We start from the raw sequence: 14,748 nt of genomic DNA, 5'->3' as shown, positions 1-14,748 counted from the left end.
CAAAAGATATAAAAATGTCTTTTCATCCGACACAAAGTGTGGTATATTAAGTAACGTAGTATTGAAAACCACATATAATAGATGGTGGAAAAAGAAAGTGTGGTTTGGGAGGAAAGACATGAGCTATAAAGTAATTGTTGACAGTTGCGGAGAATTTACGCCGGAGATGAAAGCAGACGGAGGATTTGAACACGTTGCTCTCGGAATTCAGATAGAAGACACTCAGTGGACAGATGATGACAGCTTGAAGCAGGAAGAGCTGCTTTTAAAGATTGCAGAAAGTACATCCTGTGCGAAGACATCCTGTCCGTCTCCGGAAAGATATATGGAAAGTTATCACTGCGATGCCGAACGTATTTATGTGGTGACACTATCGGCAGAATTGAGCGGATCATATAACAGTGCGGTTCTTGGAAAAAATCTGTATGAAGAAGAATATGGGGAAAAACAGATTCATGTATTTAATTCACGCTCCGCTTCAGTAGGAGAGACTTTGATCGCATTGAAGGTTCAGCAGTGTGAAAAGGCCGGGATGACGTTCGAAGAAGTTGTGGAAAGTGTAGAGTGTTATATTGAGGAGCAGCACACTTATTTTGTACTGGAGAATCTGGATACTTTAAGAAAGAACGGAAGACTTACGGGAATCAAATCACTGGTAGCGGGAGCCTTGAATATCAAACCGATCATGGGATCTACTCCGCAGGGAACGATCTGTCAGAAGGAAAAAGCGAGAGGCATGAAAAAAGCACTTGTGAAGATGGCGGACTGCGTGGCAGCAGATGTGGTCAATGCAGGAGATAAGATTCTGGCTATTGCACACTGTAACTGTGAGGAGAGAGCAAAAGAAGTGCAGCGCCTTTTAAAAGAACGGTTTGCAGTGAAGTCCAGTTTTATCGTAGATACATCCGGGATCAGTACGGTTTATGCCAATGACGGAGGAATTATTGTTGTAGTTTAGAGTCGGATGTGGTACACTATGTAGAAAGAGTGCAGGACAGAAGCTGTCAAATACATAGGGGACAAAGGAGCTTTTAGATATGAGTCAGGAAAAAGTAGACCGCTATAAACAGGAAAAGGCGAATCGGAAGAAGAACATGAAAAAGCAGCGCATTATGAACATTGTCAGAAAGTGTGTACTGTCACTGGCTGCATTGGCATTGGTGGGATGGCTCGGATATTCCGCATATGTGTCTCATGAGTCAAAGCAGGAACGGGAAGTGGCAGAAGTGAATTATGATGCGGTGAATAATTATCTGAGCGGACTTGGCGAATAAAAGAATAAAGAATGATATGAGAACAGGTTTTGGAAGCCTGTTCTTTTTTTAACCAAATTTTTACAGAATTGTGACATAGATGTGAAAAATGTGAAAAAAGGGTTGAAAAAGGGGGCGTGGTGGTTTACAATGGTTTCAAGTGGTAGGAAGTGGTGAATAGTGGCATAAAGTGGGGCGAAAGTGGAGTTCTGCTTTTAGAAGGGATTCCAGATGTTATTAGGAGAGTTTAATCATAGTATTGATGAAAAAGGCCGACTCATCATTCCAGCCAAATTACGAGATGACTTGGGAGAAAGCTTTGTGATCTGTAATGGCTTGGAAGGGTGTCTTTTTGTGTATTCTCAAGACGAATGGAATCAGTTTGTTGCTGAATTAAATACCTTACCACGGATGAACAAGGATGCCAGAATTTTCAAGCGTTATTTTTTTGGAAGTGCTTCTGAAGGCAGCTTTGACAAGCAGGGGAGAGTTTCTGTACCTGCATCACTTCGAAAAGCTGCACATCTGGAGAAGGACGTTGTCCTGGTGGGAGTTCAGGACCGCGTGGAGATCTGGGATAAAGCACTTTGGGAAGAGCGCAGTATGGTCAGTGAAGAAGATCTGGATGCGATTGCAGAACGTATGGAGGCGATCGGTATCCGAATTTGATTCTGGACAGAGAGTGAATGGAGGATTCTATGGCATTTAAACACACATCAGTTTTACTTGAAGAGACAGTAGATGGTCTGAAGGTGAAGCCGGATGGCATCTATGTAGACGCGACACTTGGCGGGGGAGGACATGCATATGAAGTCGCAAGCCGCTTAAGTGACAAGGGGAGATTTATAGGAATAGACCAGGACGCCGACGCGATTGAAGCGGCGGGCGCCAGATTATCCGGTTTCGGGGAGAAAGTAACAATAATCCGGAGCAATTATTGTGATATGAAACCGAGGCTCCATGAAATAGGAATTGACAAGGTAGACGGGATTGTAATCGATCTGGGAGTGTCTTCATATCAGTTAGATACGGCGGAGCGCGGTTTCTCTTACCGCACAGATGCGCCGCTTGACATGCGGATGGATCAGAGACAGACTACGACAGCAAAAGACATTGTCAATGACTATAGCGAAGCGGAACTTTACCGTGTCATCCGTGATTATGGAGAAGATAAATTTGCAAAGAATATTGCAAAACACATTGTGATGGAGCGCGGAAAGCATCCAATTGAGACAACAGGACAGTTAAATGAAGTTATCAGAAGAGCCATTCCGATGAAGTTTCAGAAAACATCCGGACATCCGTCCAAAAGGACATTTCAGGCAATCCGGATCGAGCTGAACAGAGAGTTGGATGTACTTCGGGAGACTCTGGATGATATGATCGATATGCTGAATCCGGGAGGTCGGATCTGTATTATCACGTTTCATTCTCTGGAAGATCGGATTGTAAAGAGTGCATTCCGAAAGAATGAAAATCCGTGTACCTGTCCAAGTCACTTTCCGGTTTGTGTATGTGGAAACATATCGAAAGGAAAAGTGATCACAAGGAAACCAATTCTTCCTTCTGAGGAAGAGTTGATGTATAACAGCCGTTCAAAAAGTGCCAAACTTCGCATTTTCGAACGAAGCTGAAAAAAATGAGGGTGAGTATCTGAAAAAATAAAATCTGCCGGGAAGGGGAGAGCCCGGCAGATTGTACGTGGAAAGGGGCAGACCAAATGGCTGCAGGAAAGAGAACTACATACAGAAGACAATCTAATACAGGAAACAGATCTGGACAGTTCTACGTCTATGGAAATGTAGCGCATCAGCCGAAGGTATTGCCAAATCAGGAGAAACAAGCAGTGGAAGTACGTCCTAAAAAACGGACAAGCAGTCAGGTGAAAAAGAACCGCAGGCGTGCATTGGATATGAGCCCGATCTATACAGGGTTTTTGACAGTGGCGGCTGTTTGTGCGGTTTTCATCTGTGTCGTATATCTGCAGCTCCAGTCAGAACTCGTGCAGAGGTCAGAAAATATCACGGCTCTTCAGGAAGAGCTGTCAGATCTGACAGAGGCGAATGATACGGCATACAATGCGGCAGCAGATTCTGTGAATCTGCAGGAAATCCGGGACAAAGCAATGAATGAACTTGGCATGGTATATGCGGCGAATGGTAATGTGGTGGAGTATGACAGCCCGACCAGTGATTACGTGAAGCAGTATAATGAGATACCATCTGACGGGATTCTTGCAAAGTCAAAGGACGTGTCAAAATAGGAAGATGTAATGACAAGAAGACGAAGAAAAAATCCATTTCAATTTTTAACAAAAAAATTTCCGAAAAGGATGCAAAAGAAGCTGGTAATGCTGTTTGTGGCAATTATACTGGCTTTTGTTGTTCTTATCGGAAGAATTACGTATATCAATGTATTCAAAGGTGGAAAGTATACCAGGATCGTTCTGAACCAACAGCAGTATGGAAGCAGGACCATTCCGTATAAACGAGGAGATATCGTAGACCGGAACGGAACAAAAGTAGCGACCAGTGAGCGTGTGTATAATGTGATCCTGGATGTGGTGGTTGTGACAGACGAGGGAGAGAGCGATAAGTATATCGATTCCACACTGGACGTTTTAGAAGAATGCTTTGGTATTGACAGTGAAGAAGTAAGGGATACGATCAAGGCAAATCCGGACAGCCGTTACGAGGTTTTAAAAAAAGGCGTTTCTTATGAAGATGCCAAGAAATTCCAGGAAATTGACGAGGATGATAAAAAATATCCGAATGTTCAGGGGGTCTGGCTGGAGGATGATTACCAGCGTACATACCCTTACAACAGTCTTGCAAGTGATGTGATCGGATTTTCCGTATCCGGAAATCAGGGAGCAATCGGCATTGAAAGTGCATACAATGATATTCTTAACGGTACAGACGGAAGAGAATATGGATATTTTGACAGTGCTTCTTCAGTAGAACGTACTGTGAAAGCGGCAAAGAATGGAAATACGGTAGTGTCCACGATCGACGTTACACTGCAGAGCATTGTAGAAAAATATATTCTGGAATTTAATGAGGCACACAAAGGAGAAGAACGGGAGGATGAGCTGGGAAGTAAGAATACGGCTGTGATCATAATGGATCCGAACAGCGGAGAGATTCTTGCAGAGGCTTCGTACCCGAACTTTGATCTGAATAATCCAAGAGATCTGACGCCGTGGTATACGACGGAAGCGTTGGCAAAAATGTCAGATGATGATAAGCTGAATGCAATGAACAATCTCTGGAGAAATTTCTGCGTCAGTGATGCCTTTGAACCGGGATCGACAGCCAAGCCGTTTACTCTGGCCACAGGTCTGGAGACCGGAGCTTTGACCGGTCAGGAAACCTATGTATGCCAGGGTGGTACATGGAAAGGTGACTGGTATATTCAATGTCACAATACGTCAGGGCATGGGACAGAGAATGTAGATCAGGCAATCGCCAATTCCTGCAATGTGGCTCTGATGGCTATGGCCGATAAGATCGGAGTGGAAGATTTTATCCGGTATCAGCATATCTTTGGATTTGGAGAGTACACAGGAATTGACCTGCCGGGAGAGGCGTCCACAGAAAATCTGATCTTTACTGCAGAGAATATGGGGGAGACAGATCTTGCAACGTCTTCCTTTGGGCAGAGTTTCAATGTAACGATGACACAGATGGTGTCGGCATTTTCTTCTCTGATCAATGGCGGGTATTATTATCAGCCTCATGTGGTGAAGCAGATTCAGGATGAAAACGGAAACGTGATTGAAACAAACGATCCGACTTTGCTTCGAAAAACGGTATCAAAACAGACTTCTGACCGTGTCAAAGAAGCGCTTCGCGCGGTAATGACAGACGGAACCGGAGTTCCGGCAAATGTAGAGGGATACGACATTGGCGGAAAAACCGGAACAGCGGAGAAGCTTCCGCGAGGGAATGGAGACTATCTGCTTTCTTTTATTGGATATGCACCACAGGAAAATCCGGAAGTTGTGATCTATGTGGTCATCGATGAGCCAAATGTGGAAAATCAGGAATTAAGTTCGTATGTTCTGGAGCTGTCACAGAAGATCATGGCGGAAGCATTTCCATATCTGAACATTACAAGAAACGGGGATGCACTGCCAGAGGACAGCGGTGTAAGAGAAGACGTACAGCAGGATTTCGATGAGAACTTCGAAGATACCTACAGTAATCAGGATGGCGCCTATATCGATCCGAACTACCAGCCGGATTATGATAGCTGGGCAACCTCTCCGGAATCATCGGAAATAACAGAATAAAACAGGAATAACCTTACAGAAGAGAAAATATGTTGTATAAAGTCTTCTGTAAGGTTTTTTTATGAAAAATAAAACGTATCATAAAAAGAAAATTCTGGTAGTGTTTACCTGCGCGTTTCTGATTTTGACAGGTTTGATCGGGCGACTGGTCTATCTGATGGTGTTTGATGCCGAGTATTATCAGAAACGAGCCGAGGATCTGCATAAACGGGAACGTAAGATCAAGGCAGCCAGAGGAGAAATCGTGGATCGAAATGGCGTTGTGCTTGCTACAAACAAAACAGTGTGTACGATTTCTGTGATCCACAGTCAGATCAAGGAACCGGAACGGGTGACGGAAATTCTCGCAAAAGAGCTTGAAATGGATCAGGCAGAGGTGAGAAAGCGAGTGGAGAAGGTCTCTTCCATGGAAAAAGTAAAAACCAACGTGGAAAAAGAAGTGGGAGATAAGATCCGGGAGTATAATCTGGATGGAGTCAAGGTGGATGAAGACTATAAGCGATATTATCCGTATGACAGCCTGGCATCCAAGGTGCTTGGATTCACAGGAGGAGACAATCAGGGGATCATTGGTCTGGAAGTGAAATATGAAGAGACATTAAAAGGCAGCAACGGAACCATTCTCACGACAACGGATGCAAGAGGAATCGAACTGGATGCGGTCGCGGAAGGCCGGATCGAGCCTGTGGCCGGCAAAACGCTGGAGATCAGTATGGATTATAATATTCAAAAATATTGTGAGCAGGCGGCTGAAAAAGTCATGCGGGAAAAACAGGCGGACGGAGTGTCGATTTTACTGATGAATCCGCAAAACGGAGAAATTCTGTCTATGGTCAATGTGCCGGAATTTAATCTCAATGATCCGTTTGAATTGAATACAGGAGAAGAACTGGAAGGAGAAAAATTGCAGGATGCGTTAAATGCAATGTGGAGAAATCGATGTATCAATGATACGTATGAGCCGGGATCCACATTTAAGATCATTACGTCTGCAGCCTGCCTGGAAGAGGGAGTCGTGACACCTGAGGATACCTTTTCCTGTCCGGGATACCGCATGGTAGAAGACAGAAGAATCCGGTGTCACAAAGTGGGCGGACATGGCAGTGAAACCTTTGTTCAGGGAATTCAGAATTCCTGCAACCCGGTGTTTATCGATATTGGTCTGCGTCTCGGAGCAGAGCGGTTTTATGACTATTTTCAGCAATTCGGACTTCTGGATCTGACGGGAATCGATCTGCCGGGAGAGGCGGGAACCATTATGCATCAGGTGGAAAATATCGGTCTGGTGGAGCTTGCCACCATCAGTTTTGGACAGTCATTTCAAGTTACGCCGGTTCAGATGGCAGTGACAGTCAGTTCCATTATCAATGGAGGGCGAAGAGTTACCCCGCATTTCGGAAAAGCCGTTCTTGACAGGGAAGGAAATGTGCTGGAAACATTGTCCTATGAAGAAAGATCAGGTGTGGTATCAGAGAAAACATCGAAAACGATGCAGACACTTTTGGAGGGAGTTGTTGCCAATGGGTCCGGGAAAAATGCATATATCGAAGGATATTCCATCGGCGGAAAGACAGCCACCTCTCAGACACTGCCGCGAAGTGCGAATAAGTACATTTCTTCCTTTATCGGATTTGCACCGGCAGAGGATCCGCAGGTACTGGGAATGGTGGTGATCCATAATCCGCAGGGGATTTATTATGGAGGAACGATCGCCGCACCGGTCCTTCGCAGTATTTTTGACAATGTCCTTCCATATCTCGGGATTGAAAAACAGTAGGTAATGCGGTATACTAATTGAGATATTGAAACAAAAGAGATGAAGAGGTGGAAGTATGAGTTATCATGTAGTAATACCGGTATTGGTATCGTTTGCTTTGAGCCTGGTGCTCGGACCGATCGTAATACCATTCCTTAGAAAACTGAAAATGGGACAGACAGAACGGGAAGAGGGAGTACAGTCTCATTTGAAGAAGGCAGGAACGCCGACCATGGGAGGAATTATCATTCTGGCCAGTGTCGTTATCACGTCCCTGTTTTATGTAAAAGATTATCCGAAAGTGATTCCGATCCTGTTTCTGACGCTTGGTTTTGGTCTGATTGGATTTCTGGATGATTATCTGAAGGTTGTGATGAAACGTTCAGACGGTCTGTATCCGAAACAGAAGATGGCACTCCAGCTGGTGGTGACAGCAATTTTTGCATATTACGTGTTTAAAGTGGCAGACATTCCGATGTCTATGCTGATTCCGTTTTCCGGTGGAAAATACTGGGATATCGGCTGGCTGGCAGTTCCGCTTTTATTTATTGCAGTGATCGGTACTGTAAACGGAACGAATTTTACAGACGGACTGGACGGACTGGCATCCAGCGTGACGGTTCTGGTAGCTACGTTCTTTACGGTGGTTGCTATTGGAACAAAGAGCGGAGTAGAGCCGATCACCTGTGCGGTTGTAGGTGCGCTCCTTGGATTTTTATTGTTTAATGTATATCCTGCGAGTGTGTTTATGGGAGACACCGGTTCTCTTGCACTGGGCGGTTTCGTGGCAGGAACGGCGTATATGATGCAGATGCCGTTGTTTATCATTATTGTAGGGCTGATCTATCTGGTGGAAGTGGCATCGGTGATGATCCAGGTTACATATTTTAAGAAGACCGGTGGAAAGCGTTTCTTTAAAATGGCACCGATCCATCATCATTTTGAATTGTGCGGCTGGTCAGAGACAAGAGTTGTGGCAGTATTTTCAATTGTGACTGCACTGCTCTGTCTGATCGCATTAATGGGGGTATAGACATGAAGTTTAAAGACAAAAAAGTACTGGTGTTTGGTTCCGGTATCAGTGGTGTTTCTGCTGCGGCTCTGCTGCTGCAGGAAGGTGCAGAAGTCGTATTGTATGATGGGAATGACAGGTTGGATGCGGCAGGAATCAAAGAACAGATCGAAGGACAGGCAAAGGGGAGCGTAAGCGTTGTTCTCGGAGCATTTCCCGAGGCGCTTCTTTCAGAGCTTTCTCTGGTTGTGATGAGTCCGGGTGTTCCGACAGATTTACCATCGGTGAATCAGATGCGGGATGCAGGGATTCCGATCTGGGGTGAAATTGAACTGGCATATGTCCTTGGTAAAGGGGATGTGCTGGCAATCACCGGAACAAATGGAAAGACGACCACGACAGCACTGCTTGGTGCAATCATGAAAAATTTCCGGGAAAGCACATTTGTTGTAGGCAATATCGGCAATCCTTACACGAGCGTTGTGCGGGAGACAAAGGATGATTCTGTTATTGTGGCAGAGATGAGCAGTTTTCAGCTTGAGACGATTCACACATTCTGTCCCAAAGTCAGTGCGATCTTGAATATCACGCCGGATCATCTGAACCGCCATCACACGATGGAAGCTTATATCGAAGCCAAAGAGCAGATTGCAAAAAACCAGACAGAAGAAGATGTCTGTGTTTTGAATTATGAGGATGATGTGACCAGAAAATTCGGAGAAAGAGTCAAAGCGCAGGTGATTTATTTTTCCAGCCGCCGCAGACTGGAAAAAGGAATTTATCTGGAAGATGGCAATATCATCTATTGCAGAGAAAATCCGGAGAAAGTCTGTCATGTGGATGAATTAAAACTGCTTGGAATGCATAATTATGAAAATGTAATGGCAGCTGTGGCTATGGCGGCAGCGTATCACGTTCCGATGGAGATCATCCGTAAGACCATTCGGGAATTTACGGCAGTGGAACATCGGATCGAGTTTGTGGCAGAAAAGAACGGGGTTGCATATTACAACGACTCCAAAGGCACAAATCCGGATGCCGCGATCAAAGGAATCCAGGCAATGAACAGGCCTACATTTTTGATCGGCGGAGGATATGACAAGGATTCTTCTTATGATGAGTGGATTCAGTCTTTTGACGGTAAGGTAAAAAAACTGGTGCTTCTCGGAGCGACAAAAGAGAAGATCAATGAGACGGCAAAAAGGCTGGGATTTACAGATACGATTCTTGCAGATACGTTTGAAGAGGCGGTCAATATCTGTGTAGAACAGGCAGAACCCGGAGATGCAGTTCTTTTGTCTCCGGCGTGTGCAAGCTGGGGAATGTTTAAGAATTATGAAGAACGCGGAGATAAATTCAAAGAACTTGTAAATCAATTATAAGGAGTGGATCTGCATTGAAGCATCCGGCAAAAAAGCAGCGGTATGATTATACTCTGCTTGTGGTGGTATTGCTCCTGGTCGGGATTGGTCTGATACTGCTATACAGTACCAGCGCCTATAATGGCCGGGTAAAGTTCCATGATTCTTTTTACTATTTGAAAAAGCAGGGATTTGCGACAGCGTTGGGACTGGCAGGCATGTTTATTGTGGCAGGGATCGACTATCACAGGTGGATTCCTTTTGCAAAGCTTGGATATGTCACTGCAATCGTTCTGTCTGTAGCAGTCATGTTTATAGGAGATGAGTACAATGGGTCCAAAAGATGGCTTTCTTTGGGACCCATTTCTTTTCAGCCGTCTGAGTTTGCGAAAGTGGCAGTCATTTTATATTTGTCCTGCGTAATCTCAAACCAGGCAAGAAAGATGGAAAAATTTACAACACTTGTCAAAGTTATGCTGCCAGTTCTTCCTGTGGTAGGCCTGGTAGGTGCAAGTAATCTAAGTACGGCCATTATTATCCTGGGAATTGCGGCAGCACTTGTTTTTGTGGCAAGTCCGAAGTATGCCCAGTTTCTTGGAATGGGTGCGGCAGCGGCAGGGTTTATGGGGATATTTCTGGCACTGGAAAGTTATCGTCTGGAGAGACTTGCAATCTGGAGAAATCCGGAAAAGTATGAAAAAGGGTACCAGACACTGCAGGGACTTTATGCCATCGGTTCCGGAGGGCTGTTTGGAAGAGGGCTTGGAAAAAGCGTACAGAAGTTGGGATTTCTGCCGGAAGCCCAGAATGATATGATTTTTTCTATCATCTGTGAAGAACTGGGACTGGTCGGAGCAAGCCTGATCATTTTATTGTTTCTGATTCTGATCTGGCGCTTTTTTGTGATCGCAACACATGCGAAGGATCTGACCGGTGCCTTGATCGCAACAGGAGCGATGGCGCATATGATGATTCAGGTGATCTTGAATATTGCGGTTGTGACGAACAGTATTCCCAATACCGGGATCACGCTCCCCTTTATCAGCTATGGGGGAACTTCGGTGGTATTTCTGCTGTTGGAAATGGGGCTTGTGTTAAGTGTGTCTAATTTGGTAGAATAAGCAGAGAAAGAAAAGGAGGAAGCCTTATGAAACAAAAGAAAAAGAAGATTCGAATGGCGGCACTGATTACAGTCCTGTCGGTACTTGTGTTATTTTTTGCGGTATTTCTTCTGTTTCAGACAAGGAAGATCGAGGTGACCGGAAACCAGTACTGTCAGGACGAAGAACTGGTAAAATGGGTTCAAAAAGACAAGTATGCATTCAACTCCATCTATATCTGGTGGAAGTATAATTATGGAGATGTGACAAAGCCGGCAGCGATCGAATCCGTGAAAGTTTCAATTAAAAACCCATGGACGGTCGTGATGAAGGTAAAAGAGAAGGAGTTTCTTGGTTATTTTGATTACCAGGGAGAGTTTTTGTATTTTGATGAGGACGGAACAGCTGCGTTAAAGACAACGGAAGTGATTCCCGGGGCGCCGTTTATCGAGGGATTGGAGCTTAATACCAAAAAAGTGAAAATGAACAAAAAACTCCCGGTCACAGATCAGGATATTTTTGAACGTATCGTGGAGGTGACAAGACTTTCCAACAAATATGAACTTTCTTCCGACCGGCTTACCTGCAGTGACGGAGGAGTCAATCTGATTTTCGGAGTGGTCACAGTGCAGCTGGGAAAAGGAAACTATGAGATGAAGATCGCACAGATTTCGCCGATCCTTGAGAAGCTTAATGAAAAGTTTGCGGGGCAGGCAGGTGTACTGTACCTGGAGAATTATGAAACGTCCGGTACTTCCGTGCGTTTTGTACCGGAGAAAGCAGCGGAAACAGAAGCAGATGAGGGCCAGGACGCCGGACAGACGGACGAAAATCAGTCAGGAGAATCTGAAGCTGCACAGACGGATCAGACATCTGCAGCAGGAACCGGTGAAGGAGAAACAACTGAATAAAAAAAACATAAAATACACAAAAATCTATTGATTATTTGCGTGAAAGACTATATTATATACTTATTGAATTCTATTGTTCATACATATTTATGATGGGATGTATAAAATAAGTTGATAGGACGACGAAGGAGGAACTACCCTTGTTAGAGATTAAGACAAACGAATCAGAAGCAGCTGCAAGAATTATTGTTGTCGGAGTCGGCGGAGGCGGTAACAACGCGGTAAACCGTATGATCGATGAGCAGATTGCAGGTGTAGAATTTATAGCAGTGAATACAGATAAACAGGCACTGCAGTTATGCAAAGCACCAACATTGATGCAGATTGGCGAGAAGCTTACAAAAGGACTTGGTGCGGGAGCACAGCCTGAAGTAGGTGAGAAAGCAGCAGAGGAGAGTGCAGAAGAGATTTCCGCAGCACTCAAAGGCGCTGACATGGTATTTGTCACCTGTGGTATGGGTGGTGGAACCGGAACAGGAGCAGCTCCTGTAGTCGCACGTATCGCAAAAGAGCAGGGCGCACTGACAGTTGCAGTTGTGACAAAGCCGTTCCGTTTTGAATCACGTACAAGAATGGCGAATGCACTGGCTGGTATTGATAAATTAAAAGAGAATGTAGACACGATGATCGTGATTCCGAATGATAAACTTCTGGAAGTAGTAGATCGCAGAACGACAATGCCGGAAGCATTGAAGAAAGCGGATGAGGTTCTCCAGCAGGGTATTCAGGGTATCACAGACCTGATCAACGTACCTTCTCTGATTAACCTTGACTTTGCAGATATTCAGACAGTTATGAAGGATAAGGGAATCGCACACATCGGTATCGGTGAGGGACGCGGTGATGACAAGGCTCTGGAGGCAGTAAAACAGGCTGTTGCCAGTCCGCTGCTTGAGACAACGATTCAGGGAGCATCACACGTTATCATTAATATTTCCGGTGATATCACTCTGATGGATGCATCTGATGCTGCTGATTATGTACAGGAACTTGCAGGAGAGAATGCAAATATTATCTTCGGTGCGATGTATGATGATACAAGATCTGATGAAGCTACAATTACAGTTATTGCAACAGGACTTCACAATGTGGGTGGAAGTGCATCCAAGTTAAAAGCAAGACTGGAAGGACAGCAGAAGATGGGATCTATTCTTCCAAATGCGGACAAGTTTGCAAGAACACCGGCAGCAGAGTACGGTGCAGGAAGAACAACAACAGGAAATTCCACAATCCCGACCCTTCAGGGACAGGGAAGAGTGCCTTCAAGCACAGTAAAAGAGCAGTCCATTAAGATTCCGGATTTCTTTAAAAAATAATAAAGTCAGTTTGGGACAGGTTTCGACAAGAGACCTGTCCTTTTTTCCTTTTCACACGATTGTTGTCGAAATAAAGTCTGTTTCTCTGTCAGTTTCTGACAAATTTTCAAAATGATTCTGATTATAATAAATCTTGTTTGAGTGCCAAATCGATTTAGTACCAACGAGAAAGAGGGTGGAACATGTACTATGAAGTATACATAGATGTCATGTTTTTGGTGAATTTTATGATGGACGTCCTTATCCTGTTTTCTGTAAAAGCCTTGATGAAGATGCCGGGCAGTACGAAAAGAGTGATTGCAGGCGGTCTGGTCGGATCAGGACTTTCCTGTCTGGTGGTAATTTTGCGGCTGCCCGTGGGAATCACAATGGCAGTGCTTCATATGCTTGTCAGCAGCGGGATGGTGGTATGCGGTCTTAAAATTCGCAGCTTTTCGGAATTTTTAAAGTGTTATATTTTATTGTATTTTGTTTCCGTTTTGATTGGCGGGATTCTGGGAATGTTAAAACCCTATGTGAAATACACAAGTCTCTATTTTGCTGTTGTGATTGGCTGCTATTACACAATCCGCGCGATCTGGGAGTTTTTGTGCCGGCTTCAGAAGGAGGAACTCAAGATTTGCCGGATCATCTTGTATCAGGAAGGAAGCTGCTGTGAGATACGCGGGCTTTGGGATACCGGAAATGTGTTGAAAGATCCGCTGAGTGAAAAGCCGGTATGTATTTTAGAGCAAAGCACAATAGAAAAGCTGACCGGAGAAAAGGAAAACTTGAAAGGGTTTCATCTGATTCCATATCGGACAGTAGGAAAAAGTGGTGTCATGCCGGTATTTGAATTAGAGAAAATGTATATTGTACAGAAAAAACAGTGGATTTATCGTCCGCTGGTCGGGATATGTGAAGAACAGATATCAGAACAAGGGATGTATCAAATGATCATCAACCCTGAAATATTAGGAGGAAGAAAAAATGGTTGTAAAAGTAGCAATGCCGCAGCAGTTTAAATTAAAAGTAGTACCCAGTCTGAAAGGGCTGCTGTTTCCGAATCAGAAAGAGGTTCATTACATCGGGGGGTCTGAAGTGCTGCCGCCTCCGTTGGAGACAGAACGAGAAACAGAGGTGATCAGAAGACTCGGATCAGAATATGATCAGGAAGCAAAAAAAATGTTAATTGAGCACAATTTGCGTCTGGTCGTGTACATAGCAAAAAAATTTGATAATACCGGAGTGGGAGTAGAAGATCTGATCTCGATCGGAACAATCGGTCTGATCAAAGCAATCAACACATTCAATCCAACCAAAAAGATCAAGCTTGCGACCTATGCATCCCGATGTATTGAAAATGAAATCCTGATGTATCTGCGAAGAAACAGTAAGACTAAAATGGAAGTTTCCATTGATGAGCCTTTAAACGTGGATTGGGACGGCAATGAACTGCTGTTGTCTGATATCCTCGGAACAGAGGAGGATACCATCTATCGGGATCTGGAAACGGAAGCGGAGAGAAAGCTTCTGGTGCGTGCCATCAACCAGTTGTCCAGCAGAGAAAAGCTGATTGTCAAGATGCGTTTTGGTCTGGATAATCCTGATGGAATCGAAAAAACTCAGAAAGAAGTAGCAGATTTACTGGGAATTTCACAGTCATACATTTCCCGTCTGGAGAAAAAGATCATGCAGAGATTGAAGCGGGAAATCGTGCGTTATGAATAAATTAGAAGAATCCTCAAAAAGTGCTTTCACTCCGT

14 protein-coding genes are annotated in these 14,748 nt (G+C 44.4%); all 14 read left to right on the top strand.

Annotated elements, in window-relative coordinates:
• Positions 1-118 precede the first annotated feature (118 nt).
• The 14 genes from FXV78_RS17490 (at position 119) to sigE (ending at position 14,713) form a co-directional block, all read left to right on the top strand.
• Positions 119-958, top strand: coding sequence for a DegV family protein (locus tag FXV78_RS17490; protein WP_009244400.1), 840 nt, complete (start codon positions 119-121; stop codon positions 956-958).
• A gap of 79 nt (positions 959-1,037) precedes the next feature.
• Positions 1,038-1,274: a hypothetical protein gene (locus tag FXV78_RS17485; protein ID WP_004844229.1), complete on the top strand. Its 237-nt coding sequence runs from the start codon at positions 1,038-1,040 to the stop codon at positions 1,272-1,274.
• A gap of 210 nt (positions 1,275-1,484) precedes the next feature.
• Positions 1,485-1,922 (top strand): division/cell wall cluster transcriptional repressor MraZ, encoded by a 438-nt coding sequence (gene mraZ / locus FXV78_RS17480; RefSeq protein ID WP_004844230.1) that lies wholly within the window; start codon positions 1,485-1,487, stop codon positions 1,920-1,922.
• Between the two features lie 29 nt (positions 1,923-1,951).
• Positions 1,952-2,887, top strand: coding sequence for a 16S rRNA (cytosine(1402)-N(4))-methyltransferase RsmH (gene rsmH / locus FXV78_RS17475; RefSeq protein WP_009244399.1), 936 nt, complete (start codon positions 1,952-1,954; stop codon positions 2,885-2,887).
• Positions 2,888-2,973: 86 nt separating this feature from the next.
• Positions 2,974-3,516, top strand: a complete 543-nt coding sequence (locus FXV78_RS17470) for a hypothetical protein (RefSeq protein ID WP_004844232.1) — start codon at positions 2,974-2,976, stop codon at positions 3,514-3,516.
• Between the two features lie 9 nt (positions 3,517-3,525).
• Positions 3,526-5,547, top strand: a complete 2,022-nt coding sequence (locus FXV78_RS17465) for a peptidoglycan D,D-transpeptidase FtsI family protein (protein ID WP_004844233.1) — start codon at positions 3,526-3,528, stop codon at positions 5,545-5,547.
• 61 nt (positions 5,548-5,608) lie between these two features.
• The gene (locus FXV78_RS17460; RefSeq protein ID WP_004844234.1) at positions 5,609-7,324 is read left to right on the top strand and encodes a peptidoglycan D,D-transpeptidase FtsI family protein; all 1,716 of its coding nucleotides are present in this window, start codon (positions 5,609-5,611) and stop codon (positions 7,322-7,324) included.
• Positions 7,325-7,379: 55 nt separating this feature from the next.
• Entirely contained in the window at positions 7,380-8,336 is a 957-nt protein-coding gene (mraY, locus tag FXV78_RS17455; RefSeq protein WP_004844235.1) for a phospho-N-acetylmuramoyl-pentapeptide-transferase, read from the top strand.
• Between the two features lie 2 nt (positions 8,337-8,338).
• Complete coding sequence (murD, locus tag FXV78_RS17450) at positions 8,339-9,697, top strand: UDP-N-acetylmuramoyl-L-alanine--D-glutamate ligase (RefSeq protein WP_004844236.1); 1,359 nt, start codon at positions 8,339-8,341, stop codon at positions 9,695-9,697.
• A 14-nt stretch (positions 9,698-9,711) separates the two neighbouring features.
• Positions 9,712-10,797, top strand: coding sequence for an FtsW/RodA/SpoVE family cell cycle protein (locus FXV78_RS17445; protein WP_004844237.1), 1,086 nt, complete (start codon positions 9,712-9,714; stop codon positions 10,795-10,797).
• Positions 10,798-10,823: 26 nt separating this feature from the next.
• Positions 10,824-11,687 (top strand): cell division protein FtsQ/DivIB, encoded by an 864-nt coding sequence (locus FXV78_RS17440; RefSeq protein ID WP_105084785.1) that lies wholly within the window; start codon positions 10,824-10,826, stop codon positions 11,685-11,687.
• A 140-nt stretch (positions 11,688-11,827) separates the two neighbouring features.
• Positions 11,828-13,003, top strand: a complete 1,176-nt coding sequence (gene ftsZ, locus FXV78_RS17435) for a cell division protein FtsZ (protein WP_004842578.1) — start codon at positions 11,828-11,830, stop codon at positions 13,001-13,003.
• 182 nt (positions 13,004-13,185) lie between these two features.
• Positions 13,186-14,007 carry a sigma-E processing peptidase SpoIIGA gene (locus tag FXV78_RS17430; RefSeq protein ID WP_004842583.1) on the top strand — a complete coding sequence of 274 codons (822 nt, stop codon included), beginning with the start codon at positions 13,186-13,188 and terminating at the stop codon, positions 14,005-14,007.
• Positions 13,973-14,713 carry an RNA polymerase sporulation sigma factor SigE gene (gene sigE / locus FXV78_RS17425; protein ID WP_004842584.1) on the top strand — a complete coding sequence of 247 codons (741 nt, stop codon included), beginning with the start codon at positions 13,973-13,975 and terminating at the stop codon, positions 14,711-14,713. Before FXV78_RS17430 ends, sigE begins: the two co-directional genes overlap by 35 nt.
• Positions 14,714-14,748 lie beyond the last annotated feature (35 nt).

The organism is Mediterraneibacter gnavus ATCC 29149 (genome assembly GCF_008121495.1).
GTDB lineage: Bacteria > Bacillota > Clostridia > Lachnospirales > Lachnospiraceae > Mediterraneibacter > Mediterraneibacter gnavus.
The sequence above is the reverse complement of the archived record's forward strand: the minus strand, read 5'-3'. Positions and strand labels throughout refer to the sequence as shown.

Bases quoted from the DNA above. Each gene is read 5' to 3' on its own strand.
- mraY (WP_004844235.1), top strand. From the start codon at position 7,380: ATGAGTTATCATGTAGTAATACCGGTATTGGTATCGTTTGCTTTGAGC.
- FXV78_RS17465 (WP_004844233.1), top strand. From the start codon at position 3,526: ATGACAAGAAGACGAAGAAAAAATCCATTTCAATTTTTAACAAAAAAA.
- FXV78_RS17440 (WP_105084785.1), top strand. From the start codon at position 10,824: ATGAAACAAAAGAAAAAGAAGATTCGAATGGCGGCACTGATTACAGTC.
- rsmH (WP_009244399.1), top strand. From the start codon at position 1,952: ATGGCATTTAAACACACATCAGTTTTACTTGAAGAGACAGTAGATGGT.
- FXV78_RS17490 (WP_009244400.1), top strand. From the start codon at position 119: ATGAGCTATAAAGTAATTGTTGACAGTTGCGGAGAATTTACGCCGGAG.
- mraZ (WP_004844230.1), top strand. From the start codon at position 1,485: ATGTTATTAGGAGAGTTTAATCATAGTATTGATGAAAAAGGCCGACTC.
- murD (WP_004844236.1), top strand. From the start codon at position 8,339: ATGAAGTTTAAAGACAAAAAAGTACTGGTGTTTGGTTCCGGTATCAGT.
- FXV78_RS17430 (WP_004842583.1), top strand. From the start codon at position 13,186: ATGTACTATGAAGTATACATAGATGTCATGTTTTTGGTGAATTTTATG.
- FXV78_RS17460 (WP_004844234.1), top strand. From the start codon at position 5,609: ATGAAAAATAAAACGTATCATAAAAAGAAAATTCTGGTAGTGTTTACC.
- sigE (WP_004842584.1), top strand. From the start codon at position 13,973: ATGGTTGTAAAAGTAGCAATGCCGCAGCAGTTTAAATTAAAAGTAGTA.
- FXV78_RS17470 (WP_004844232.1), top strand. From the start codon at position 2,974: ATGGCTGCAGGAAAGAGAACTACATACAGAAGACAATCTAATACAGGA.
- FXV78_RS17485 (WP_004844229.1), top strand. From the start codon at position 1,038: ATGAGTCAGGAAAAAGTAGACCGCTATAAACAGGAAAAGGCGAATCGG.